We start from the raw sequence: 21,184 nt of genomic DNA on the forward strand, positions 1-21,184 counted from the left end.
GGAGGGTCGTCGTGACCGTCCGAGAAGTGGAGTCGTCCGTGGCCCGCACAGCCGCCCCCCGCATCGCCGTCGCCACCTACGACCCCGGGCCGGAGACGAGCCACGACCGGGACCTGCCGGTGCTGGTGCGGGCACTGGGGGAGGCGGGGGCCTACGCGGCGGCCGTGCACTGGGACGACCCGGCGGCCGACTGGGCCGGGTACGACCTCGTCGTCATCCGGTCCACCTGGGACTACAGCTGGCGCGCGGCCGAGTTCGTGGCCTGGGCGGAGAAGACCGGCGGGGCCACCCGGCTCGCCAACCCGGCCGGGGTCGTGCGCTGGAACACCGACAAGCGCTACCTCGGCGACCTCGCCGCCGCCGGGGTGCCCGTCGTGCCGACGGCCTATCTCGCACCGGGCGACCCCGTGGAGCTTCCCGAGACCCACCAGTACGTCGTCAAGCCCACCTCCGGTGCGGGCGCCCGCTTCGCCGCCCGGTACACCCCCGACCAGCGTGACACCGCCGTACGGCACGTCGAGCGGATGCGTGCCGAAGGGCTCACCGCGATGGTGCAGCCCTTTGTCACCAGCATCGACGCCGAGGGGGAGCGGGCCCTGCAGTTCTTCGGCGGCCGGCTGCTGCACGCCAGCCGCAAGGGCGCGGTGCTCGCGCCCGGCACGGCCTACGACGCCGACAAGATCGCCCACCCCGACCTGGTGCCCTGGACCCCGACCGAGGCCGAACTCGCCGTCGCGGAGCGGGCGTTGGCAGCCGTACCGGGGAAGGCCGAGCTGCTGTACGCCCGCGTCGACCTCGTCACCGGCGAGGACGGGCGGCCGTGCGTGATGGAGCTGGAACTCGTCGAACCCAACCTCTTCCTGTGGCTGCACCCCGAGTCGCTGCCCCGCGTGGTCGAGGCGATCCTCGCAGCGGCGACCACCGGCTGAACCGCCGCCCCCGCACCCGGACCCGCGAGCCCGTCTCACCCGAAGAGGCGGGAAATCCGCGAAGCGCGCGTCCCGCCCGTGCCCGCTGCCTACCCTTCGGGGTTACAACAGCGCGTACGGGAACCACAACTGAGAGCGTGACCAGCATCGTGGGCGGATGGGAGTCGCGGCGCACTTCCGGTTTCCCGGCGGAGCTGACGAGCTTCGTGGGGCGACGGGACGAGGCCGCCGATGTCAGACGGTTGTTGTCGGCGGGCAGACTGCTGACCCTGACGGGGCCGGGCGGGGTGGGCAAGACCCGGCTCGCCGGACACGTGGCGGGAGAGGCCGCGCGGGCCTTCCCGGACGGTGTGTGGCTCGTGCCCCTGGCCGCCCTGAGCGACGAGGCGTTCGTGCCGCACGCCGTGAACGACGCGCTCGGCGTGCGCAACGAGACCGTACGGCCCCCGCTGGAGATCCTCGTCGACCACCTGCGCGACCGGCGCCTGCTCATCGTCCTCGACAACTGCGAGCACCTGCTGCGCAGTTGCGCGGTCCTCGCCCAGGCCGTGCTGGCGGGCACCGAGGGGGTGCGGATCCTCGCCACCAGCAGGCACCGGCTCGGTCTGGCCGGGGAACAGCTCTTCGAGGTGCCACCGCTGCCCGCCCCCGCGCCGGAGGAACTGACCCCGTCGGCGGTCGAGTCCTTCCCGGCGCTCAGACTGTTCGCCGACCGGGCGGCGGCCGTGGTCCCCGGCTTCACCGTCGGGGAGGCGAACCAACAGGCGGTGGCCCGGCTCTGCCGGCGCCTCGACGGACTGCCGCTCGCCATCGAACTGGCCGCGGTCCGGGTGCGGGCCCTCGGCGTCGACCAGCTCGTCGAACGCCTCGACGACCGCTACCAGCTCCTGACCTGCGGCAGCCCCACCTCCGCGCCCCGCCACCGCACCCTGCGCTCCGCCGTCGACTGGAGCCACGAACTGTGCACCCCGCAGGAGCAGTTGGTGTGGGCGTGGCTGTCCGTGTTCGTCGGCGGCTTCGATCTGGCCGCCGCCGAGGCCGTCTGCGCCGGAGAGGACGGCACCGGGGACAGGATCGCCCCGTGCGCCGTGCTGGACGCCGTCGCCGGGCTCGTCGACAAGTCGGTGCTGGTCCGGGAGGAGCACGCCGGGCAGGTCCGCTACCGGCTGCTGGTCTCCCTGCGCGACTACGGACTGGAGAAGCTGCACGACCTGGGCGAGGCCACCGACACCCGCCGCCGGCACCGCGACCACTTCGCGCGTCTCGGCGCCGGGTACGAGCAGGCGTGGTTCGGCCCCGACCAGGCGGAGATCACCGAACGCATCCGTATCGACCAGGACAACTTCCGTGCCGCGCTGGACTTCTGTCTCACCACCCCGGGCGAGGCCCAGCACGGGCTGCGGCTCGCCGCCGGCCTGTGGTTCCACTGGGTCGCGGGCGGCATCTGGGGCGAGGGCCGGCACTGGATGGACGGTGCCCTGCGGGCCGGGGCCCGGCCCGACGCCGGCCTGACCCGCGCCATGTGGGCGGGTGCCCTGACCTCGCTGGTGCACAGCCGCTCCGCCGCCGTCCTCGCCGGCCTGGACCCGTTACGCAGCGCTGCCGCCGCCGACGCGGAAGTCCCGGTGCCCGCGCCCCCGCCCGTGCCGGCCGGCGCCCTGGTCCCGGGCCGGACCCGCGCCTCCACCGCCTTCGTCGTCCTCACCCGCGTCGAACTGGCCTGCTCCCTCGTCAGCCGGGGCCGCGCCGCGGACGCCATCCCGCTGTGCGCCGAGGCCGTCGCCCTGTGCGAGGCGCACGGTGAACAGTGGGCGCGTTCCTGGGCGCTGCGCACCCTCGCCCTCGCCCACTGGTCGGCCGGACAGTACGGCCGCGCCGCCGAACACGCCCGCGCCTGCCTGCGGCTCCCCTACACCGTGAGCCAGCACCAGAGCCTCGCCCGCACCCTCGACCTGCTCGCCGCCGCCGAGGCCCTGGCGGGCGACGCCGAGCGGGCGGGTGTGCTGCGCGGCGCCGTCGACCGCATCTGGCACGACATCGGCGGCAACCCCATGGACGCCCTGCGCCCCGGCCGCCCCCGCGCGGCCGAGCACCACGCCCGCCGTGCCCTCGGCGACCAGGGTTACACCCTGGCCCACCGCCGGGGCGGCCGTCTGACCGCCGAGCAGGCGGTGGCGTACGCGCTCGGCGGGCCGGGGAGGGGCCGGGTGCCCGGCGCGCGCGAGGGGGAGAGGCCCGCCCCGGCCTCCCGCGCGCGGGCCGCCTCGACCGGGGGCGCGGATGCCGCCCCCGCCGCCGGTCCCGTCGGCACGTCTCCGGCCCAGGGCGCCGGGGCCGCCGACCTCGTCCCTCTCACCCGCCGTGAACTCCAGGTCGCCGCCCTCGTCGCCCAGGGCCGTACCAACAAACAGATCGCCGACCACCTGGTCATCGCCCGCCGTACCGCCGAGGGGCACGTCGAGCGCATCCTGGTGAAGCTGGGCTTCCACAACCGCAGTCAGGTCGCGGCCTGGTTCAGCGCGCGGGCGGGGCTGTAGCGGGCGGGGCCGTGGCGGAGGCCGGCAGGGGCACGGACAGGGTGGTCGAGGTTCCCCGGGCGGTGCCGTGCACCCGGACCCGGCCGCCTCCGGCCCCCGGGGCCGTGACCAGCGCCTCGGCGAGCCGCGGCCCGAGCCCCGCGCTCCGTTCCGCCGTGGCGCCGGGCCCGTGCTCCGTGACCTCGCAGCACAACGCGCCGTCCAGCGAACGGATGCCGACGGTTCCGGCGCCGCTCCCGTGCTCCACGGCGTCCGCCGCGATCTCCGCCACGGCCTGGACGAGGGCGCCCCGGACGGCGCCGGCGAGGCCGGTCCGGAGGCCGACCTCCTCGACGAGCGAGCGCAGCAGGGGGAGGCCGCCCGCGTCGAACTCCGTCCGCAGCAGCAAGACTTCTCTCACCCGGCGCCTCCCCCGAGACCGAGACCGGGTCCGGCCCCGGGCCTGATCCCGGCCCCGGCCCCGCCGGCCTCTCCGTCCCCGTCCCCGTCCCCGTCCGCCTCCACGCTGACCAGCAGCTGGGGTACCTCGCCGGCACCCAACTGCTCCAGCACCAGCCCCAGCAGCTCGCCGCAGCGCACGGTGACCTCGCTGCCGGCCGGGAGGGACGCGGCGAGGCTGATCAGCTGCCAGGCACAGTGCGCCTCCATGAAACACAGGTCGCGCAGGTCGAGGACGAGATGGCTGGGGCCGGCCTCGTCACGGCGTTCCAGTGCCTCGCGCAGGGCCTCGACGAACTCGGTGCGCGTGCTCAGTTCGGCGCTGCCGGCGATCCGCCCGCCGTCGGGGGTCTCGGCGGCCTCCAGGGAGTCGAGGCGTTCCATGACCCGCAGCGGGTGCACCTTGCCGACGCGGGCCGTCACGTCGTCGTCGAAGTGCCGCCGGTCGTACCAGCAGATCGCGGTGAACAGCGGGTCCGCGAACAGCGGTGCCACGGACGCCTCGTAGTCGAGCAGCCGGTCGTGGCCGAGGTTCATCCGGGGCGCCCAGCTCATGTCCGCGGTGACCCGCAGCCCCGTCCAGCCCTCCTCGCAGGCACGGTCCACCTCGGAGGCGTAGGCGTCGATCGTGCGCCGCTCCCGGAAGCGGCCGTCGGGGGCGTAGATCTCCGTGCTGCGCTTGAGCGACAGCTGACCGCCGGCCCGCGCGGCCACGACCTGTCCGCTGCCCCGGTCCAGGAGGGCGACCACCTCGTCGTCGCTCAGGTCGTCCGGGTCCATGACGAGCAGGACCTTCTCCCCGCGCGCCAGGCTGGTCCGGGTGTACGCGGTGAACACCTTCCAGGGCGACTGACCGGCCTCGTCCGGCGTCCCCGGTCCCATGCAGGCGTGGTCCCCCAGCCGCAGCCGCTCGACGGGCACGGTTCGCTCCGCGGGGTGCCGGGTCGTCATGGGGCTGCCCTTCCGTGAGATCACCACTCGGTACGGACAGTAGGCCCAGCGGTGCCCCTTACAGCCGGATGATCACCAATCGTCCGTTCGTGATGCCCTGGTGAGCGATCGCGACGGCATTCGACCGGTGGTGCGCGTGAGCTGATGCGACGCGATCAGGTGCTGTCAGGCCGCTGCGGGACGGTGGCGGTCCGCTGCAGCAACCCCCAGGTGAACTCCGCGACACACTCCCGCCGCACGCCCTGTCCGTCGGGCGCGTGGAAGCGCAGTCCCCACCGTGTGGGCGCCGTCCCCTCCAGGGGCCGTACCGGCGCGAACGCCCGCGCGACCTCGTCCACCGTGCAGGACCACGGCGTCAGATCCTCCAGCGCGCGCGGCTCGGGCGCGGCCGCCCCCGGAGCCCGCACCAGCCACTCGTTCCACACCGCCCCGTTCGGCGCGAGCAGCACCTCGAAGCGGAGGTCGGCCCACAACGGCACCGGCCACAGCCACGCCTCGCAGTCCAGGTCGCCGATCCTCCGGTCGGCGACGGACTCCGGCGCGCCCAGGACCGACCGGTAGCGGGACGCCGAGCCCCGCGCCCGGGGCGAGCGCACCATCGCCTGCCACCGCCGGTTCGCCTCCCGCATGTCCGCGACGGAGACGCCCAGCTCACGGCGGGCGTCCTCGACGAGTCCCGGGTTGTGGTCGGCCATGCGGCGCAGCAGGACGAGCTGGAAGTCCAGCGGGGTGAACGGACCGGAGGGCCTATCGGGGCCGGGGCGCTTCGCGGAGGACATGGGGTCCATCGTGGCCCACGGCACCGGAGGCGGCCCGGCGGCCACCGGCCCGCTCACCCGGGCGGCGCCCGTCCGGCAGGAACAGCACCGAGTTGACGTACCGCCCGGCGAGCGGCAGGACACGCCGGAGCAGCCCCTGGGACGCCCGGTGCGAGGTGCGCGCCTGGTGGGCCTCCAGGGTGGCCGGGACGAGGGGCAGCCAGGTCCCGGCGGGCAGGACCCAGCCGGCGTAGCCGAGTCCGGCCAGGAGGTCGACGACCGGGGCGATCGGCTGGATACGGGCCTCCAGTTCCACGAAGAGGGCCGGGCGGTCCCGGGCCAGCAGGCCCGACGCGCCGCGCAGGACGGCGAGTTCGTTGCCGTCGACGTCGATCTTGACGAAGCCGACGTCCGTCAGGCCGAGCCCGTCGAGGGTGACGCAGTCGACGTCCAGAGCGCGGGCGTGGATGTCCCGGCGGACCAGGGAGGACACCCCGCGGCCGCCGTCGTCGCCGGACGGCAGCCACAGGCGGGCGGTGCCCGGGCCGTCCGAGGCGGCGGCCTGGACCACCCGGACGTTGGCGGGCGCCGACGCGGCGAGCAGCCGGGCCAGCCGGGGCGCGGGCTCCACGGTCACCACCCGCGCCGCCCGCGCCGCCAGCCGGTGGGTCCAGGGGCCGTACCAGCCGCCGACGTCCACCGCCGTACCGCAGTCCGGCGGGCACAGGTCGCCGAGCCGGTTCAGCTCCGGTTCGAAGCGCGGATAGACGGACCGGGCGGCCGCGGCGACCAGCCGGTCCGGGAGGAGCGGCGCCAGCCGTGCGGCGAGTGTGGTCATGAACCCGTCCTCCTCGGCAGCAGCGCGGAGAGTTTCTCGTGTTCGTCCTCGGTCACCTGCTCGCCCGAGGACGGCAGCAGCTGGGGAATGCCGTCGACGATCGGGTAGCGCCGGTGCAGCCGCGGGTTGTACAGCGACTCGGGCGCGCCGGTGGCGCCGGTAGGCTCCCCCTCCTCCTCGTGGACCACCAGGTGCAGTGGGCCCTTGTCCAGCGGGCACGCCAGGATCTGGAGCAACGGGTCGTCGGGATTCATGGAGGAGTCAACTCCTTGGCCGGTGAGGGGTCGTGGGACGCCGGGGGCGCCGGGGTGTCGTGCTTGGGCATGCTCAGCAGTACGGCGACCGCCAGCACGGTGCCGGACAGCCGCAGCGTCAGCCGCAGTGGATCGCCGGGCAGCGACTCGCCGAACGACAGCGTGCCGAGCACCGCCGTGAACAGGGAGGTCACCGTCGTACAGACCGGCACGATCAGCGAGGCCCGGCAGCGCTGCAGCGCCGCCTGCGACATCACCAGGCCGAACGCGCCGGTGACGAGCAGGAGATACGGGTACGGGGAGCGCAGCAGGCCCGTCACCGCCTCCCCGAACCCGTCGGTGGTCAGTCGGCTGGACACGCCCTTGATCGCGAGTGAGCTGACGCCGTACAGCAGGCCCACGGCCACGCCGTACTCGACGCCCGTGGTGGGCAGCCGGTGCCGGTGCCGGGCGCGCCGCTCGGCGGACCGGTAGAGCCCCACCCCGGCCGCCAGCGCGGGCAGGCAGATCGTCAGAACCAGCGCGTACGGAGCCCGGTGGCCGACGGTGTCGGCGTTCTCGTCCAGCGACAGCACCACCATCAGCAGCGCGACGAGGATGGCTCCGAGGGCGTACCGCTCCCGGCCCGTGGTCCGCTCGCCGAGCAGGCGTGCCGAGAGCAGGACCAGCAGGACCAGCCCCGACACGAAGATGCCCTGGGCGGCGGCGATCGGCAGGGTCCGGTACACGGCCAGCTGGGCGGCGAACCCGGCGGCCAGCGACAGCGAACCGGCGATCCACAGCGGGCTGCCGACGACCTGCCGCAGCAGTCTCACCGGGGCGCGGACCGTGACCTGCGGCATGGCGGTGAGCGCCCGTTTCTCCAGGACGAACCCGGTGCTGTAGAGCGCGTTCGCCAGCAGGGCCGCGGCCACTCCCCACCACATCGCCTACGTCCTTCGCGCGTGCAGCAGCAGGATCGACGCCACCGACGGGGCGGCGCAGGCCAGGCGGTCCAGTGGCCGCAGCGGGCGCGGTACGCCGTGGAAGGGCGCCCCGCGCAGCCGGACGACCTCGAAGCCGGACGCGGCCACGAACTTCCGCAGCGCGCGGGCGGTGTAGAGCCGCAGATGACCCACGACCTCGGTCCCCGGCCGGCCGTGGATGCCGCGCAGGCTCACCTCGGAGAAGACCGGCTGGACGCCCGCGAGCAGCAGGGCGCGGTTGTACCAGGCGGCGAGGTTGGGGGTCGACAGCATGAGGTGGCCGCCGGGGCGCAGGACGCGGCGGATCTCGTCCAGGGCGGCGTCCGGGTCGACGAGGTGCTCGATGACCTCGCTGAACAGGACGGCGTCGGCGGACTCCCCCCGCAACGGCAGTCCGCCGTCGGTGAGTTCGCCGCGGATCGCGTGGGGGATGCGGGTGCGGGCCCGTCTGAGAGCGTCCTGGGACCAGTCGACGCCGATGACGCGGTGGCCGGTGAGGAGCGGGGCGGCGGTGGCGGCGGCCGTGCCGTCGCCGCAGCCGATGTCGAGGACGGTACGGGGGCCCGTCCTGGCCGCCGGGCCCAGGGCGGCGGCGAGCATACGGGCCTGGGCGAGGCTGCGGGGGGTGCCGGAGGCGACGGGCACGGACGGGTCCTCGTAGAAGTCCCGCAGTCCCCGCACGGGCGGCTCGGCCGAGGTGGTGGGCGAGGTGGCCGGTGTCACCGGGCGTCCTCCTGCGTCGCGTGCAGATAGTGCTCGAAGAGGTCCCGGAGGTGGGCCCCGTCGCCGTGGCCGAGCAGGGCGCGGGACCAGCGCAGGGCCACGTGCAGGCGGCCCGCGGTGGAGGCGGTGGTGACGGTGAAGCCGCGGGGCATGCGGGCGGGGGCCGAGAACCACACGGCGTGGGCGCGGCCGGCCTCCTCGCCGAAGTCGAGGGAGTAGGGGATGCGGCCGATGTTGCTGAGCAGGGTGGTCGAGGTCCAGGGGCCCGCGGCTCTGCGCAGGCCCCGGGTGAGGGCCGCCCGCCAGGCGACGGGGACCACCGGTGCCGTCAGCAGGGAGGCGCCGTGCCCGAGTTGGGGCCTCGGGAGGGACTTCAGGGCGCGGGTGCGTTCGGCCGTACGGCGCAGCAGAAGGGGCAGCGGGGTGTGCTCGGGGTGCAACTCGCCGGGGGAGAAGGGGACTTCGACCAGGCGGGTGCCGTTGCCTATCGCCATGTCCGTGTCCCTCGGGCGGTCGTCCACGGGCATGGTGATGCGCAGGGGGCGGGGGTGGGCGCCGTGTTCCCGGTTCCAGTGGGCGAGCATCAGGGCCGTGGTGACCATGAGCTGGTCGTTCACGGTGTAGGGGGCGCCCTTCGGGCGGCGGGGCACGGGCAGTTCGGTGACGAGCAGGCCGTTGCCGGGCGAGGGTTCGGGGGTGCCGGCGGCGACCCGGGCCGGGCGGGCCCAGGGCGAGGGGGTGTCCGCGCCGGGCGCGGCCGGTTCGTCGGGGGCGGGAGCGGGGCGGACGGGCGGGGCCGTGGGGGCGTTGTCCTCGCCGCCGTAGAGCTGGGCCGCGGTGGCGAGGATCCGCAGACAGGCCGGGCCGTCGAGCGCGGTGTGGTTGACGGTGAGGAAGAGGACGGTGCCCTTCGGTTCTCCGGGGGCCGCCGTCCGGTCCGGCCCGGCCGGGGCGTCCTCGGCCGCCCCGGCGGCGGGGCGGCCCGCGGCGAGGCCGACCGCGTCGGTCGCCTCGCTGCCCACCGCGGGCCCCGCGCCCCGGACCACCTCCAGACGGATCGGCGGCGACAGCGTCAGCGGGGGCGCCTCGACCAGGGACCTCGTCCGCGCGTCCCGCAGCGCGTGCGGGCCGGCGGGCGGGAAGGCCACCACCTCGACCTCCGGCCCCTCGGTCAGCTCCCACTCGTAGCGGCGGCTCCACCACCGCCCCGGCGCCTCCCGCATGAGGATGCGGGGGTGGGCGCGCAGGGCGGTGACGAAGGCGGTGCGGAGCCGGCCGGGGTCGAGCCGGCCGGGGAGGTGGACCTCGATGTGGACGGTCTCGGGTTCCTGTTCCTGGGCGCAGTGCCGGGACACCTCGTCGACCACCGGGAAGGGGATGCGGACGGGCCCGGGGGCGGCGTCGTCCCGCGCGGGGTGGTCCAGCGTCGTCATACGGCCCCTCCTTTGCCGGTACCGTCGCCTCCCGCGGGGCCGCCGCCCTCCGGCGACGCCTCGGACCTCGGCGGTGCCTCGGACTTCGGCTTGGTGAACGCGATCCGCCGGGTCGGGGTGTCCGGGTCCTCCTGCGCGGCGCCCGGCCCGCGCGCCGAGATCGTCGGACCGGCCACGGACCCGCCGCCCGCCGCCCCGCCGTTCGGCGTCGCGTCCACCCGCCTGCGCTGCGGCAACGGTTCCGTCGGGGCTCCCGGCGGGACCGCGAACCGCCGGGTCGTGCCGGTCCGGTCCGGGGCGCCCTCCACCGCGTCCCCCAGGCTCACCAGTCCCGCGAACAGGCCGGTCAGCGCGAGGAGTTGGGCGGCATGGCCGAACGCGCCCCCGCCCGCCGCGACCGGCTCTCCCGCCCCGAGTGCGGCGGCGACCCCCGCGCCCGCCAGGGCGAGGAAGGCGATCGGCACGAGCAGGCTGTGCCTCCTGCGGGCGAGCAGGGCCAGCAGCGGGACGAGGAGGGCGAGGAAGCCCGCGACGACGATGCCGACGAGGGTGAGGGCGACCACGCCGAGCCAGGGGCCGGGGCCGGGCGGCGCCGGCTGCGGCTCGTCGGGGTTGGTCTCCCGGCGGCGCCACAGGGCCAGCCCGATCAGGGCCGCGAGACCCACCCCCGCACCGATCAGCCCGGCCTCGTACGTCACGGACGGCTCGTAGGACAGCTTGACCGTGCCGCCCGCGCCGCCGGGGACGCGCCAGCCCTGCTGCCAGCCGTCGAGCCGCACGGGGGTCAGCTCACGGCCGCCCAGGGTGGCCTTCCAGCCCTCGTTGAAGTTCTCGTAGGTGGTCAGATAGGAGGCCGCACCGTCGCCGACGGTGACCTCCCGACGGTCGCCGAGCCAGTCCCGAATGCCCAACTCCCGCCCACTGACCGCGGGTTCGGCGATCGAGCCCCGGGTGAGGGTCGCGGTGGCGACCGCCAGGGCGTCCGTGTCTTCGGACTCGAAGGTGTGGCGGTCGTCCGCGCCGAGTTCCAGCGCGCCGCCGGCCTTGCCGTTCCGGCAGAGCGTCAGATCGACCGGCCGGCGCTCCGTCAGGTCCTGGACGGTGCCCCGGGCGCTCGTCTCGTACAGCGTTCCGTCGACCTCGACCGTGGGGCCCTTGCCGCACGGCAGCTCGAAGTCCCGGGTGGGGGCGGGCTGCGGGGTGCGGAACTGGTCGAGGGCGGGGACGTACGCCTCGGTGAGGCCGACCGGGAGTTGCAGGTCCTCGTCGGCGACCGGGTTGTGGAGGGTCAGCGGGGCCGTCCCGGTGACCGTGATGTCGAGCCGGTCGGTGGTGATCGGGTCGAAGCGGACCCAGCCGTTCTCGTCGACACCGGCGACGGCGGCACCGTCCGGGGAGCTGATCTCGACCTGCGTGGGCCGGGCCGAAAGGCCGCCCGCCGGGGCCAGGACCAGCGAGCCGACCGGCCACTTGTCGGCCCAGGCGAGGTGGATCGTGGGGTCGTCGCCCGCGATCCACGCCGTGGTCAGGTCGCCGTCGGTCAGGTTGCGCGGCGAGAGCCCGGCCCCGAGGGAGGCCGTGGAATCGGCGCTCGCCCTGATCTGGGTCTGCTGCTCGGGCGCGACCTCGTACAGCAGCCTGTCGAGTGCGTCGCCCGGCACGGGCACGGCCGTCGCCCTCACCTCGTACGTTCCCGCCGTGGCGGTGCCGAAGGTGCGGTGCAGCCCCGGTTCCGTGCCCGTGGGGGAGAGGCCGGTCGGGTCGGCCGCGCGTGACAGCGAGACCACCTCGGCCGAGGCGGCCGTGCCGTCGGGGCCCTGGGCGTCCGTCGGCAGCCGCAGCATCCGGGTGACCTTGACGCCGGGCAGGTCGATCTCGGAGAAGCCGGCGCCGACGAGCCCGGTCTGCCGCTCCGCCGAGTCGAGGATCGTGATCTTCAGCCAGTTCGTGTCGCCCGGAGGGGCGTCGACGTTCTGCGTCGATCCGTCGGCCTGGAGGTTCGTGGAGCGGGAGCCCCGCTCGGTCTCCACCCTGATCCGGGTCGGCGCCGACCGCACCCCGTCCTGCGGCAGCGGGGTGACCTCGAAGGACGACGGGACGTCCTGGCTGCCGTCGAAGTCGATCCGCAGCCACTGCCCGTCCGCCGACCCGGGCGCGCCCTCCGCCCAGGCGGTGTTCCGGTCGCCGTCGAAGGCGTTCACCGGGTCGTACTGCGGCAGGTGGAACAGCCAGTTGCCGCTGGTCGAGGCGGTCACCGCCCTGGCGCCGCGCAGCTCGGCCACCGTCTGGTGGTCCAGGCCCGACACCGGCAGGATCTGCTTCGGCTTCGCCCCGGGGTCCTGCACGCTCCCGCTCGGGTTGCGCTCGTTCGCCGTGTACGTGTACGACGTGTTGGCGTTGACCAGGCCGAAACGGGTGTCCGCCCGGCGCAGCCCGTCACCGACCACCTGCACGGCCGGGGTGCCGAGCCCGGGGTGGTTGTCGCCGGTCAGCACGGTGGCCCGGTCGCGCAGCTCCGGGTCGGCGGCCAGCGGCAGCAGCGACTCGGGGCCGCCGGAGACGACGGCCGTGTCGGCGATCGCCTTCAGCCCCGCCTGCCCGGGACGCGGCACGTCCTGGGCCGGGCGGTAGATCTCCACGGCCCGCTGCCGTGCGTACAACCCCTCGACCTGCAGCGGGGTGCCCTCGGCGATCCGTCCGCCGGTCATCACGGGACCGAGCCCGGTCACCCGCTCGTACCCGGACTGCTCCAGGGTCCGCTTCACGGTCGTGGTCGGCACCGCGCCGATCTGATCGGGGTCGAGGTCGTTGCGGACGACGACGTAGTAGAGGCCCGCCCGGCTCAGGTAGTCGCCGAGTCCCGGCACTTCACCGCCCGTGAGCAGCGCCTGCTCGACGGCGTCCATCGCGCGCCGGTTGCCGGGGGTGCCGAAGGGGACGTAGTCGCGCTGTGCCCAGCGGGAGTCGGCGAGGACGTCCAGGGGCTGGTCGACGGTGGTGCCCCAGGTGTACATGCCGTGCGCGGTGGCCGGTACGACCAGCGCGCGGGAGTCCGGGGAGTACTTCTCCAGCCAGTTCGCCGTCGCCTGCCAGTACTTGGGCAGCTCCTGGAACGAACCCGGCTGCAGCACCGACCCGTTGAGATACGGCCACAGCAGCCCGGGTACGACGAGGACGGCCGCGGCCAGCGGGGCGAACCGCCGTCCCCGCACCTGCCGGGCACCCCGCGCCTGCGCGGCCACGCCCACCACGTGCGCGAGCCCGAGAACGAGCGCGAGCGCCAGCCCCGTCTGGAACTTGTAGATGTTCCGGAAGGGCACCAGCCCTCCGTTCAGCCAGTCCTGGACCACCCCGTGGAAGGGCGCCCCGAACGCGCCGCCGTACCCGGCGAGGGTGAACAGCGCGACCACCAGCACGGTCAGCACCAGCCACCGGCGCTCGGGCATGTCCCGCCGCGCCAGCCCGGCCAGGCCCAGCCCGGCCGCCAGCGCCGACGACAGGATCACGACGACCGACGCGGCGACGGACCAGCCGGCCGGCAGCCAGGGCTCACCGAAGTGCAGATAGCCCACCCAGTTCCCGGCACCGCGCAGAGCCTCGGTGGCGGACATGGTGGCCGTCGTGGTCTGTGAACTCTCCACGTACGGGAGGAAGTTCTCCCCGTAGAAGCCGAGCAGCAGCAGCGGGACCACCCACCAGGCGGTCGCCAGCAGCACCCCCGGCACCCACCAGGCGATGAGCCCGCGCTGCCGGGGTCCCGGTCTGCGGGTGAGCAGATACAGCCCGACCGGCAGCAGCGAGGCCAGGGTCGCGGAGGCGTTGACCCCGCCCATGAAGGGGATGACGAGCGCCGACCGCAGCGCCGCCACCCGGGCGCTGTACCGCTCGTTCGTCAGCGGCAGCAGCACCCACGGCAGGAACGCCCCCGGCAGCGCGGCTGCCGAGGTCGACCCCACGACCGTCGTGAACACGGGCCACAGCGCATAGGCGCCGGCGGCGAGCAGTCTCGACGCGGAGCTCCCGGCCCCCAGCCGCTCGGCCAGCCGCAGCGCGCCCCAGAAGGCCACCGACACGATCAGCGACAGCCACAGCCGCTCCGCCAGCCACACCGGCAGCCCGACCAGGTCGGTCAGTCCGTAGTAGGGCAGCATCGGCCACAGATAGCCGACGTACTGGTCCTGGATGCCGCCGAACCCGCCCCGGTCGTGCCACAACTGGCCGAGGTCGGAGACGAACTGCCAGGGATCGACGGTGACCCCGAGCTTGGTGTCGAAGGTCTGCCGCCCCGGCTGCGCCGCGACCAGCAGGACGAACACCACGGCCCAGAATCCCAGCAGCCAGCGCCGCGACCGAGGGCCCTCGGGGGGTCCCTCGGTCGTGCCCGCGGGCCGCACCGGCGCGGGGGGTGGAGCCTGGACCGTGCTCGTCATGGTGGACACCGCCGGAGGATGAGGAGGAGGTTCCAGGTGGCGAACTCACGCAGTCCCGGCGCCTTCACGACGGTCTCCGCGAGAAACGGCCAGTAGCGGGAGCGCGCCGACACGACCGTCACGTCGTCCCGGCCGCGCACCTGCCGCAGAGTGCGTCCGATGTGCACGGCGAAGAGGTTCTCGCCGAGGGTGTGCTTGGCGTCCCTGCCCGTACGGCGCCGGTAGCGGGCCCGTGCCCGTTCGGCTCCCAGGTAGTGCCAGGGCGCCCATTCGTGCCCGCCCCAGGGGGAGAGCCAGTTCGTGAACGACACGTAGATCAGCCCGCCGGGCCGGGTGACCCGCGCGAGTTCGCTGAGGAAGGTCGGCGGATCGGCGACGTGTTCCAGCACGTTGGAGGTGAACGTGACGTCCGCGACCCCGTCGGCCAGGGGGAGGAGGTACCCGTCGGCGACCACGGCCCCGTCGGGCGGCTTCGTCCCCAGCTCCCGCAGATCCGGCTCGAAGAGGTACGCCTGGGCGCCCCGCCGCCGGAACTCCTCGGTGAAGTACCCGCTGCCACCGCCGACATCGACGACGGTCAGCCCGTCCACGGGCCGGCCCCCGTACGCCTCGACCTGGTCGACGGCGTCACGGGCCAGCAGCGAGTAGCAGTACTCGGGATCGTCCTGCTCCCGCATGAAGGCCCGGAAGAGGGCGAGCGACCGCCGAAACGAGGGGTCCTTGAAAGCCGCCGGTCCGCTCAAGGGGCGCGGGGCTGTGACAGGGGCGGCTCCGCCGCGTGGGCGCGACAGGCCACGATGCACGCGCACTCGCCAACGCACCCTGGTGGCACCCCATTTGGCGCTCGGCCCCGCCTTCACGGAGTCCAACCCCTCACCGCCTCGGAGGCCACCGCCCTGAACTGCCGCACAGTGCGATCCCACCGGTAGTGCGCGGCGCGCTCCCGCGCGGCCTTCCCCATCAGCACCCGCCGGTCGGTCGACAGCGCCAGCGCGCACCACGCCGCGGCGAAGGAGGACTCCCCCCGGGCCAGCACACCCGTCTCCCCGTCCACGACGGAGTCCCGCAGTCCGGGCACGTCGAAGGCCACCGACGGTGTCTCCCGTACGGCCGCCTCCGTGACGACCAGCCCCCACCCCTCCACGGCCGAGGGATGCAGCAGCAGCCAGGCCGCGCACAGCAGCCGGTGCTTCTCCTCCTCGGACACGTGCCCGGCGAACTCGACCCCGGCCCCGGCCATCGCCCGCAGCCGTTCCCGTTCGGGTCCGTCGCCGACGATCACGAGCCGTCCGCCCGTGACCGGCCGCACCCGTTCCCACAGCCGCAGCAGCAGATCGATCCGCTTGTACTCGACCAGCCGGCCCACCGCCACGAACAGTGGCTCGGCCGACCGTTCGGCACGCGGCCCCGGCTCCTCGACCCCGTTGTGCACGACCCGTATCCGGTCCCGGTCCACACCGATCGAGCGGAGCGCGGTCGCCGTCGACGAGGAGACGGCGACCAGCAGGTTCCGGCGCTGCGCGGCCGTCAGCGACCAGTGTTCGAGGCGGCGGCCGAGCCGCGCGGCAGGTGCCAGCGCGCCGCCGAACCGCAGCTTCCACAGATCCGTGTGCACATGGTTGACCAGGCACATCGTCGGACCGTGGTGCCAGAGTGGGGCGAGGTAGGGCATGCCGTTGCACACCTCGACCAGCAGGTCGCAGTCGCCGACCTGACGGGCGAAGGCCGATCTGGCGCGCAGATGGTGGCTCAGGTCGCCGCCGGCCGACACGACCCGGTAGTCGCGGTAGGCCGCCGGGCCGCCGCACAGCAGGGTGACCTGGTGACCGAGCCGGGTCAGGCCGTCGGCGAGCCGGTCGACGAGGAGCTCGGAGCCCCCCGCCGCCGGATTACCGAGGTCACGGCGGGCGAGAAAGACGATCCGGCGCGGCTGTGGGGGGCTTGCCGACCGGTGCCGGTCGAGGTGCGGAAACACCTCGACCAGCGAGAACGGCACGTGCTGGGGCATGGGTGCTCCAACTCGTCTCGGGGTGCGGAACTCAGCGGGGAGAAGGACGTTCGCCGTGGGGGATGTTCCGGTGGGGCGTGGGGTCCGGGTGGGTCGTGCGGGTCGCGCGTGCCTCGGAGGTGCTCGGACGTACGGGGGTCGGGAGTACCGGCAGGTGTCCGGAGTCGCTGTGGGCGAGGTGTGGGTGGGCTGTGCTCAGGTGGGGTGGACAGTTTTCGCCCAGCGGTTCGAAGCTGCTACTCACCGGCGTGACAATTTTCGGGGTTTATTCAACTGACGCCCTGTCACATCGTGATCTCCTGCTGGGACGACTCGGGCGTTTCGGGGTGCCGCCTGCCCCGTGCGACCAGTACGGCACCGGCCACGGCGAGGAAGAAACCGACCACAGTGGCGCCGATCGGCACCGTCAGCCCCACCAGCCGCAGCAGTCCGCTGTCCTTCTCCGCCTGGTCCACCGCGAACTTCTGCGTGGCCGGGGTGAACGCGAGCTTCCGGCTGTCGAGCAGCACCGCCGCGTCCTCGGTGCCGCCCGGCGCCCGCAGCGTCCGGCGCGGTCCGGTCTGCGCGTAGAGCACACGCCCCGTGCTCTGATCGACGACCAGTTCGAGACCGTGGTTGGCGTACCACTCCTCGGCGAGCACCTGCGGCCGGGCGGGCTCGTCGACGAGGGCGCCGGGCACCAGCCGGGTGCCGGTCTTCGTGGCCGGAACCTTCGCCGTGAACCGCAGCCCCTCATAGCCCCGGATCTTCTTGCGGCCCTCGTAGTGGAGCGTCACCGTCGCGCCGAGCGTGTTGTCCCACCAGCGGTAGGAGCGCTTCTGCACGTCGAAGGGGAACTTCAGGTACGCCTCGCCCTCGATGTACGGCTTCTCGTCGCAGCAGTGCACGGGCCGGTTGGTCCTGCGGTCGCTGACCCAGCGGTGCGGGGAGAAGTCCAGCGCGTCGTGCGGGTCGGCCGCCGGCAGTGTCTTCTCGGTGTCGACGGAGGTGATCACGTCCCACACGGCGGCCCCACTGCGCTCACTTTCGGCCACATCGCCGCGTACCCGCTGGGTGACGGTGATGTCCTGGCCCGGCACGGTCTTCACCTGCTCCACGTCGAAGACGCTGCCGGTGCCGGAGTAGACGGCGGTCGTGTCGATGTCGATCGGGTTCACGGCGGCCCTCGGCGCCACGTACCACGCGAGGAGGGGCGCGAGGACCAGCAGGAACGTGCCGAGGCCCAGCAGGACCAGTGAGAGTGGTGAAGCTGTACGGCGCATCCGGGCACTCCAGGGGGCGTTGGGAGGTGCGGCTCGGGTAGGCGTGCGGAAAAGCGCGACGCCTGGGGGGAATGTGCGCGTGCCGATGGGGGCTGTGTATGGGCCGGGAACCGTAGGCGGAGTCTTGACGCAGTGTCAATGCATTGCTGACACTGAGTCCGCGGGGTGCCCTGGGTGGGGACGACCTGTCGACCGAGAGGCTGCCCCTGCGATGTCCAGACTGCTCGCCGCCGCACTGACCATGGCGGCCGCCGCCGCTCTCGCCGCGGGGGCCGCGTTCGGTGTCGTCGCCCTGCTCGACGCCACACCGGACCAGCCGAACACCCCGCTCATCACCTACGAGAACGCCGGTCAGGAGCGCTGAGGGGTGACCGGAGGACCGGGTGCCGTCACCGTCCGCTCCGCCTGGCACGACGTGCCGCGACTGCAGGTGCGCGAGTTCGCCGCGATCGCCATGGCCGAGGCCCCCGCCCTCGCCGAGGAGATCCTGCGCGAGATCCGCCGCGAGTACCCCCATCTGCCCGTCGTCCTCGACGAGTCCGGCGAGCCGATGGCCCTCATCGGCATCCGCCGCGCGATCGAGGTCTTCGTCCAGCACCTGGAGACCGCCGAGGGCCGCCCGCGGGTGCCTCCCGGCGTCTTCCAGGAGTTCGGCCGCGGCGAGGGCCTGAACGGCCGCAGCCTGGATTCGCTGCAGGCGATCTACCGCCTCGGTGTACGTCTGGCCTGGCGCCGCTTCGCGGAGATCGGCCAGCGCGTGCAGATCCCGCCGCCCGCGATGTACGAGCTGGTCGACGCCGGATACGAGTACCTGGACGGTCTGGTCGACCAGTCGGTGCGCGGCTACGCGGAGGCGGCGGCCCGGCAGGCCGGTGAACGGCTGCGACTGCAACGCCGGCTGATGGAGCTCCTGCTCGCCGAGCACCACCGGGGCGACCCCGCGGACGCGCTCACCGAACGCGCGGCCCGGATCGGCTGGACCCTCCCGGAGAAGGTCGCCGTCGGCGTCCTGTTACGGCCCGCCCGCGAGGCCATGGCCCCCGCCGTCGGCCAGGGCGTCCTGCTGGACATGGAGTACGAGCAGCCCCGCATGGTCGTCCCCGAACCGGACGCACGCGGCCGGCCCGAACTCCTCCACCGTGCGCTGACCGGCTGGTCGGGCGCGATCGGACCGCCGGTGCCGCTGGCCGACGCGGCGAAGTCGCTGCGCTGGGCGGAGGCGGCCGTACGCCTCATGGAGCGCCGGCTGCTCCCCGGCGGCGAGGTCCTGCACTGCACCGAGCACACCGAGGCGCTCGTTCTCCTCCAGCCCGAGGAACTGATCGACGACCTCGCCCTGCGCTGCCTCGCGCCGCTGGCCCACTGCGGGCCCACGCACGGCCGCCGGCTCGCCGAGACGCTGCTCGCCTGGCTGGAGACCCGCGGCGGCGCCCCCGAGATCGCCGCGCGCCTGGGTGTGCACCCGCAAACGGTCCGCTATCGCCTGCGGCAGATCCGCGAGCTGTGGGGCGACGAGATCGACGATCCCGACCGCCGGTTCGAGCTGGAGCTGGTGCTTCGGGCGCAGCGGTTGCGGGGGGAGCTGGGGGATCCGCGCGGGCGGCGGTGATCCGGGGCGCCTTCCGGGGTGGGGGTGCGTGATTCGTCGGCGGGTGCGGGTCCGGTGGGGGCTGGTCGCGCAGTTCCCCGCGCCCCCAAAAGCCCAGGCCCTGCGGGCCTGAGAAGCACGGGGCGCAGCCCCTGCTTCTCAGGGGCGCGGGGAACTGCGCGACCAGCCCCCACCGGACCCGCACTCGACCACGCACCCCGCGATCGTCCCCCCGCTCGATCGTCCGAGGTTATTGCCCGGTCAACGCACTATGACTAGCCTGTGTTCGTCATGCCGATCGACCGTTGAAATTTCGAACACCGCCGCAGACAGAACCGACAGACAGAGGGAGGGGGCCGGCTGTGGGACGCCTCGTACCTGCCGTGACCCGGGCGCTCGACATATTGGAGCTCTTCCTGGACGGGGACGGCACACTCTCCGCCCCCGACATCGTGCGCAGGCTCCAGCTGCCCCGCACCACCGTGCACGAGCTGGTCACCACGCTCGCCGCCCGGGGATACATCGTCCAGGTCCAGGGACAGCCGGGACGCTACCGCCTCGGAGTCCGCCCGTACCAGCTCGGCAGCCGTTACGCCGAGCAGCTGGACCTCGCCGCCGAGGGCCAGCAGGTGGCCAGGTCCGTCGCCGAGACCTGCGACGAGACGGTGCACGTGGCGATCCTGGAGTACACGGACGTCATCTACATCGCGAAGGTCGACTCCACGCACGCCGTCCGCATGGTCTCCGCCGCGGGCCGCCGCCTCCCGGCGCACTGCACCTCCGTCGGCAAGATGCTCCTCGCCTCCCTTCCCGAGGCCGAGCTGAACGCCCGGATCCCGGACGACGCCGACCTGCTCGCCATGACCCCCAACAGCATCACCGACCCGGCCGCCCTGCGCGAGACCCTGGCCCGGATCCGTGAGCGGGGTCTCGCCGTGGAGAACCGCGAGTCCAACCCGGACGTCTCCTGCGTCGCCGCGCCGGTCCGCGACCGCACCGGCAGGGTCGTGGCCGCGATCTCCATCTCCGTGCCCATGATCCGCTGGAGCGACGAGCGCCGGATCGAGCTGGAGCAGCTCGCCGCCAAGGGCGCCGCGGAACTGTCCGAGCGCCTCGGCCACCGGAGCATGGCATGAGCGCGAACACGGGTTACGAGATCGCCGTACGGGAGTACGCGGCCCTCGGCGAGGGACCCACCTGGGACGCCGACGCCCAGCGTCTGATCTGGATCGACATCCTCGGGTCGCGCGTGTACACGTACGACCCGGCCTCGGGCCGCCGCACGGTCCTCGTGACCGAGCAGCACGTCGGCGCGGTCAAGCCCCGCGTCGGCGGCGGCCTCGTCCTGAACCTCCGTGACGGCGTCGGCCTCACCGACCCCGACGGCACGTTCCGCTGGCTGCACCACGAGCCGGTGCCGGGCCGCCGCGCCAACGATGCCGCCGTGGCACCCGACGGCTCCCTCTTCGCCGGCACCATGCGCTACGACGAGGCCCCGGGCGGCGGCACCCTGGCCCGCTTCACGGCCGACGGGCTCACCACGACCGTCCTCGACGACGTCGCCGTCAGCAACGGCACCGGCTGGAGCCCGGACGGACGGCTGATGTACTACATCGACTCGCCGACCTGCCGCATCGACGTCTTCGACTACGCGGACACGGGCGCGACGGAGGGCCGGCTGCCCGTGAACCGGCGCCCCTTCGTGACGATCGAGGACGGCGGCGGCTTCCCCGACGGCCTCACCGTCGACGCCGAGGGCTGTGTCTGGGTCGCCCTCTGGGAGGGCGGCGCCGTCCGCCGCTACACCCCGGACGGCACCCTGGACCGCGTGGTCCCCCTCCCCACCCCCCGCCCCACCGCCTGTGCCTTCGGCGGCCCGGACCTCACCGACCTCTACATCACGACGGCCCGTACGGGCACGGACACCCCTCACCCCCTGTCCGGCTCCCTGCTGGTCGTCCCGGGCGCGGGCAAGGGCCTGGCCCAGCCGGCGTTCGCGGGCTGATCCCGGAGGAAACGGCATCAGGTGGCCGCCCGCCGTGAGGCGGGCGGCCGCGGCGTTCCACGCAC

The 21,184-nt window shown here is 74.1% G+C and carries 18 protein-coding genes; 6 read left to right on the plus strand and 12 right to left on the minus strand.

Annotated features, from left to right (window positions below; translation table 11 throughout):
• The first annotated feature begins 38 nt into the window (after window positions 1-38).
• Window positions 39-929 carry an ATP-grasp domain-containing protein gene (locus SCAB_RS30340; protein ID WP_037725326.1) on the plus strand — a complete coding sequence of 297 codons (891 nt, stop codon included), beginning with the start codon at window positions 39-41 and terminating at the stop codon, window positions 927-929.
• 137 nt (window positions 930-1,066) lie between these two features.
• Window positions 1,067-3,466, plus strand: coding sequence for an ATP-binding protein (locus tag SCAB_RS30345; protein WP_013003926.1), 2,400 nt, complete (start codon window positions 1,067-1,069; stop codon window positions 3,464-3,466).
• On the opposite strand, the gene SCAB_RS30350 is transcribed toward SCAB_RS30345, so the two are convergent.
• The 12 genes from SCAB_RS30350 to SCAB_RS30405 all read right to left on the minus strand — a co-directional run bounded on the left by SCAB_RS30350 (window position 3,444) and on the right by SCAB_RS30405 (window position 17,526).
• Window positions 3,444-3,866, minus strand: a complete 423-nt coding sequence (locus SCAB_RS30350; protein WP_041669832.1) for an ATP-binding protein — start codon at window positions 3,864-3,866, stop codon at window positions 3,444-3,446. The genes SCAB_RS30345 and SCAB_RS30350 overlap by 23 nt on opposite strands.
• Window positions 3,863-4,855: an MEDS domain-containing protein gene (locus SCAB_RS30355; protein WP_041669836.1), complete on the minus strand. Its 993-nt coding sequence runs from the start codon at window positions 4,853-4,855 to the stop codon at window positions 3,863-3,865. The genes SCAB_RS30350 and SCAB_RS30355 overlap by 4 nt, the downstream gene beginning before the upstream one ends.
• A 155-nt stretch (window positions 4,856-5,010) precedes the next feature.
• A complete protein-coding gene (locus SCAB_RS30360; RefSeq protein WP_046773305.1) occupies window positions 5,011-5,643 on the minus strand; it encodes a hypothetical protein in 633 nt (210 codons plus the stop codon).
• The gene (locus SCAB_RS30365; RefSeq protein WP_013003930.1) at window positions 5,603-6,451 is read right to left on the minus strand and encodes an FkbM family methyltransferase; all 849 of its coding nucleotides are present in this window, start codon (window positions 6,449-6,451) and stop codon (window positions 5,603-5,605) included. Before SCAB_RS30365 ends, SCAB_RS30360 begins: the two co-directional genes overlap by 41 nt.
• Window positions 6,448-6,705, minus strand: coding sequence for a Trm112 family protein (locus SCAB_RS30370; protein ID WP_013003931.1), 258 nt, complete (start codon window positions 6,703-6,705; stop codon window positions 6,448-6,450). Before SCAB_RS30370 ends, SCAB_RS30365 begins: the two co-directional genes overlap by 4 nt.
• Entirely contained in the window at window positions 6,702-7,619 is a 918-nt protein-coding gene (locus SCAB_RS30375) for a DMT family protein (RefSeq protein ID WP_013003932.1), read from the minus strand. Before SCAB_RS30375 ends, SCAB_RS30370 begins: the two co-directional genes overlap by 4 nt.
• Window positions 7,620-7,634: 15 nt before the next feature.
• Window positions 7,635-8,393, minus strand: a complete 759-nt coding sequence (locus SCAB_RS30380) for a class I SAM-dependent methyltransferase (RefSeq protein WP_013003933.1) — start codon at window positions 8,391-8,393, stop codon at window positions 7,635-7,637.
• Window positions 8,390-9,826, minus strand: coding sequence for a condensation protein (locus SCAB_RS30385; protein ID WP_013003934.1), 1,437 nt, complete (start codon window positions 9,824-9,826; stop codon window positions 8,390-8,392). The genes SCAB_RS30380 and SCAB_RS30385 overlap by 4 nt, the downstream gene beginning before the upstream one ends.
• Window positions 9,823-14,256, minus strand: coding sequence for an alpha-(1->3)-arabinofuranosyltransferase (locus tag SCAB_RS30390; protein WP_037725147.1), 4,434 nt, complete (start codon window positions 14,254-14,256; stop codon window positions 9,823-9,825). The genes SCAB_RS30385 and SCAB_RS30390 overlap by 4 nt, the downstream gene beginning before the upstream one ends.
• Entirely contained in the window at window positions 14,253-14,933 is a 681-nt protein-coding gene (locus SCAB_RS30395) for a class I SAM-dependent methyltransferase (protein WP_037725329.1), read from the minus strand. Before SCAB_RS30395 ends, SCAB_RS30390 begins: the two co-directional genes overlap by 4 nt.
• 179 nt (window positions 14,934-15,112) lie before the next feature.
• Entirely contained in the window at window positions 15,113-16,264 is a 1,152-nt protein-coding gene (locus tag SCAB_RS30400; RefSeq protein ID WP_013003937.1) for a glycosyltransferase family 4 protein, read from the minus strand.
• A 284-nt stretch (window positions 16,265-16,548) separates the two neighbouring features.
• Window positions 16,549-17,526 carry a DUF3068 domain-containing protein gene (locus SCAB_RS30405; protein ID WP_013003938.1) on the minus strand — a complete coding sequence of 326 codons (978 nt, stop codon included), beginning with the start codon at window positions 17,524-17,526 and terminating at the stop codon, window positions 16,549-16,551.
• A 211-nt stretch (window positions 17,527-17,737) separates the two neighbouring features.
• On the opposite strand from SCAB_RS30405, the gene SCAB_RS47855 reads away from it, so the two are divergent.
• The 4 genes from SCAB_RS47855 to SCAB_RS30420 all read left to right on the plus strand — a co-directional run bounded on the left by SCAB_RS47855 (window position 17,738) and on the right by SCAB_RS30420 (window position 21,119).
• On the plus strand, window positions 17,738-17,890 hold the full coding sequence (locus SCAB_RS47855) for a hypothetical protein (RefSeq protein ID WP_013003939.1): 153 nt from the start codon (window positions 17,738-17,740) through the stop codon (window positions 17,888-17,890).
• Window positions 17,891-17,893: 3 nt separating this feature from the next.
• Entirely contained in the window at window positions 17,894-19,135 is a 1,242-nt protein-coding gene (locus SCAB_RS30410) for a helix-turn-helix domain-containing protein (protein WP_013003940.1), read from the plus strand.
• A gap of 341 nt (window positions 19,136-19,476) precedes the next feature.
• Window positions 19,477-20,250 carry an IclR family transcriptional regulator gene (locus SCAB_RS30415; protein WP_013003941.1) on the plus strand — a complete coding sequence of 258 codons (774 nt, stop codon included), beginning with the start codon at window positions 19,477-19,479 and terminating at the stop codon, window positions 20,248-20,250.
• Window positions 20,247-21,119: an SMP-30/gluconolactonase/LRE family protein gene (locus tag SCAB_RS30420; protein WP_013003942.1), complete on the plus strand. Its 873-nt coding sequence runs from the start codon at window positions 20,247-20,249 to the stop codon at window positions 21,117-21,119. The genes SCAB_RS30415 and SCAB_RS30420 overlap by 4 nt, the downstream gene beginning before the upstream one ends.
• The last annotated feature ends 65 nt before the right edge of the window (window positions 21,120-21,184 follow it).

Source organism: Streptomyces scabiei 87.22 (assembly GCF_000091305.1).
Taxonomy (GTDB): Bacteria; Actinomycetota; Actinomycetes; order Streptomycetales; family Streptomycetaceae; genus Streptomyces; species Streptomyces scabiei.

Excerpts from the sequence above, each read along its gene's own strand:
- SCAB_RS30370 (WP_013003931.1), bottom strand. The coding sequence starts at position 6,705 with ATGAATCCCGACGACCCGTTGCTCCAGATCCTGGCGTGCCCGCTGGAC.
- SCAB_RS30360 (WP_046773305.1), bottom strand. The coding sequence starts at position 5,643 with ATGGACCCCATGTCCTCCGCGAAGCGCCCCGGCCCCGATAGGCCCTCC.
- SCAB_RS30420 (WP_013003942.1), top strand. The coding sequence starts at position 20,247 with ATGAGCGCGAACACGGGTTACGAGATCGCCGTACGGGAGTACGCGGCC.
- SCAB_RS30395 (WP_037725329.1), bottom strand. The coding sequence starts at position 14,933 with ATGCGGGAGCAGGACGATCCCGAGTACTGCTACTCGCTGCTGGCCCGT.
- SCAB_RS30355 (WP_041669836.1), bottom strand. The coding sequence starts at position 4,855 with ATGACGACCCGGCACCCCGCGGAGCGAACCGTGCCCGTCGAGCGGCTG.
- SCAB_RS47855 (WP_013003939.1), top strand. The coding sequence starts at position 17,738 with ATGTCCAGACTGCTCGCCGCCGCACTGACCATGGCGGCCGCCGCCGCT.
- SCAB_RS30405 (WP_013003938.1), bottom strand. The coding sequence starts at position 17,526 with ATGCGCCGTACAGCTTCACCACTCTCACTGGTCCTGCTGGGCCTCGGC.
- SCAB_RS30365 (WP_013003930.1), bottom strand. The coding sequence starts at position 6,451 with ATGACCACACTCGCCGCACGGCTGGCGCCGCTCCTCCCGGACCGGCTG.
- SCAB_RS30385 (WP_013003934.1), bottom strand. The coding sequence starts at position 9,826 with ATGACGACGCTGGACCACCCCGCGCGGGACGACGCCGCCCCCGGGCCC.
- SCAB_RS30400 (WP_013003937.1), bottom strand. The coding sequence starts at position 16,264 with ATGCCCCAGCACGTGCCGTTCTCGCTGGTCGAGGTGTTTCCGCACCTC.
- SCAB_RS30390 (WP_037725147.1), bottom strand. The coding sequence starts at position 14,256 with ATGACGAGCACGGTCCAGGCTCCACCCCCCGCGCCGGTGCGGCCCGCG.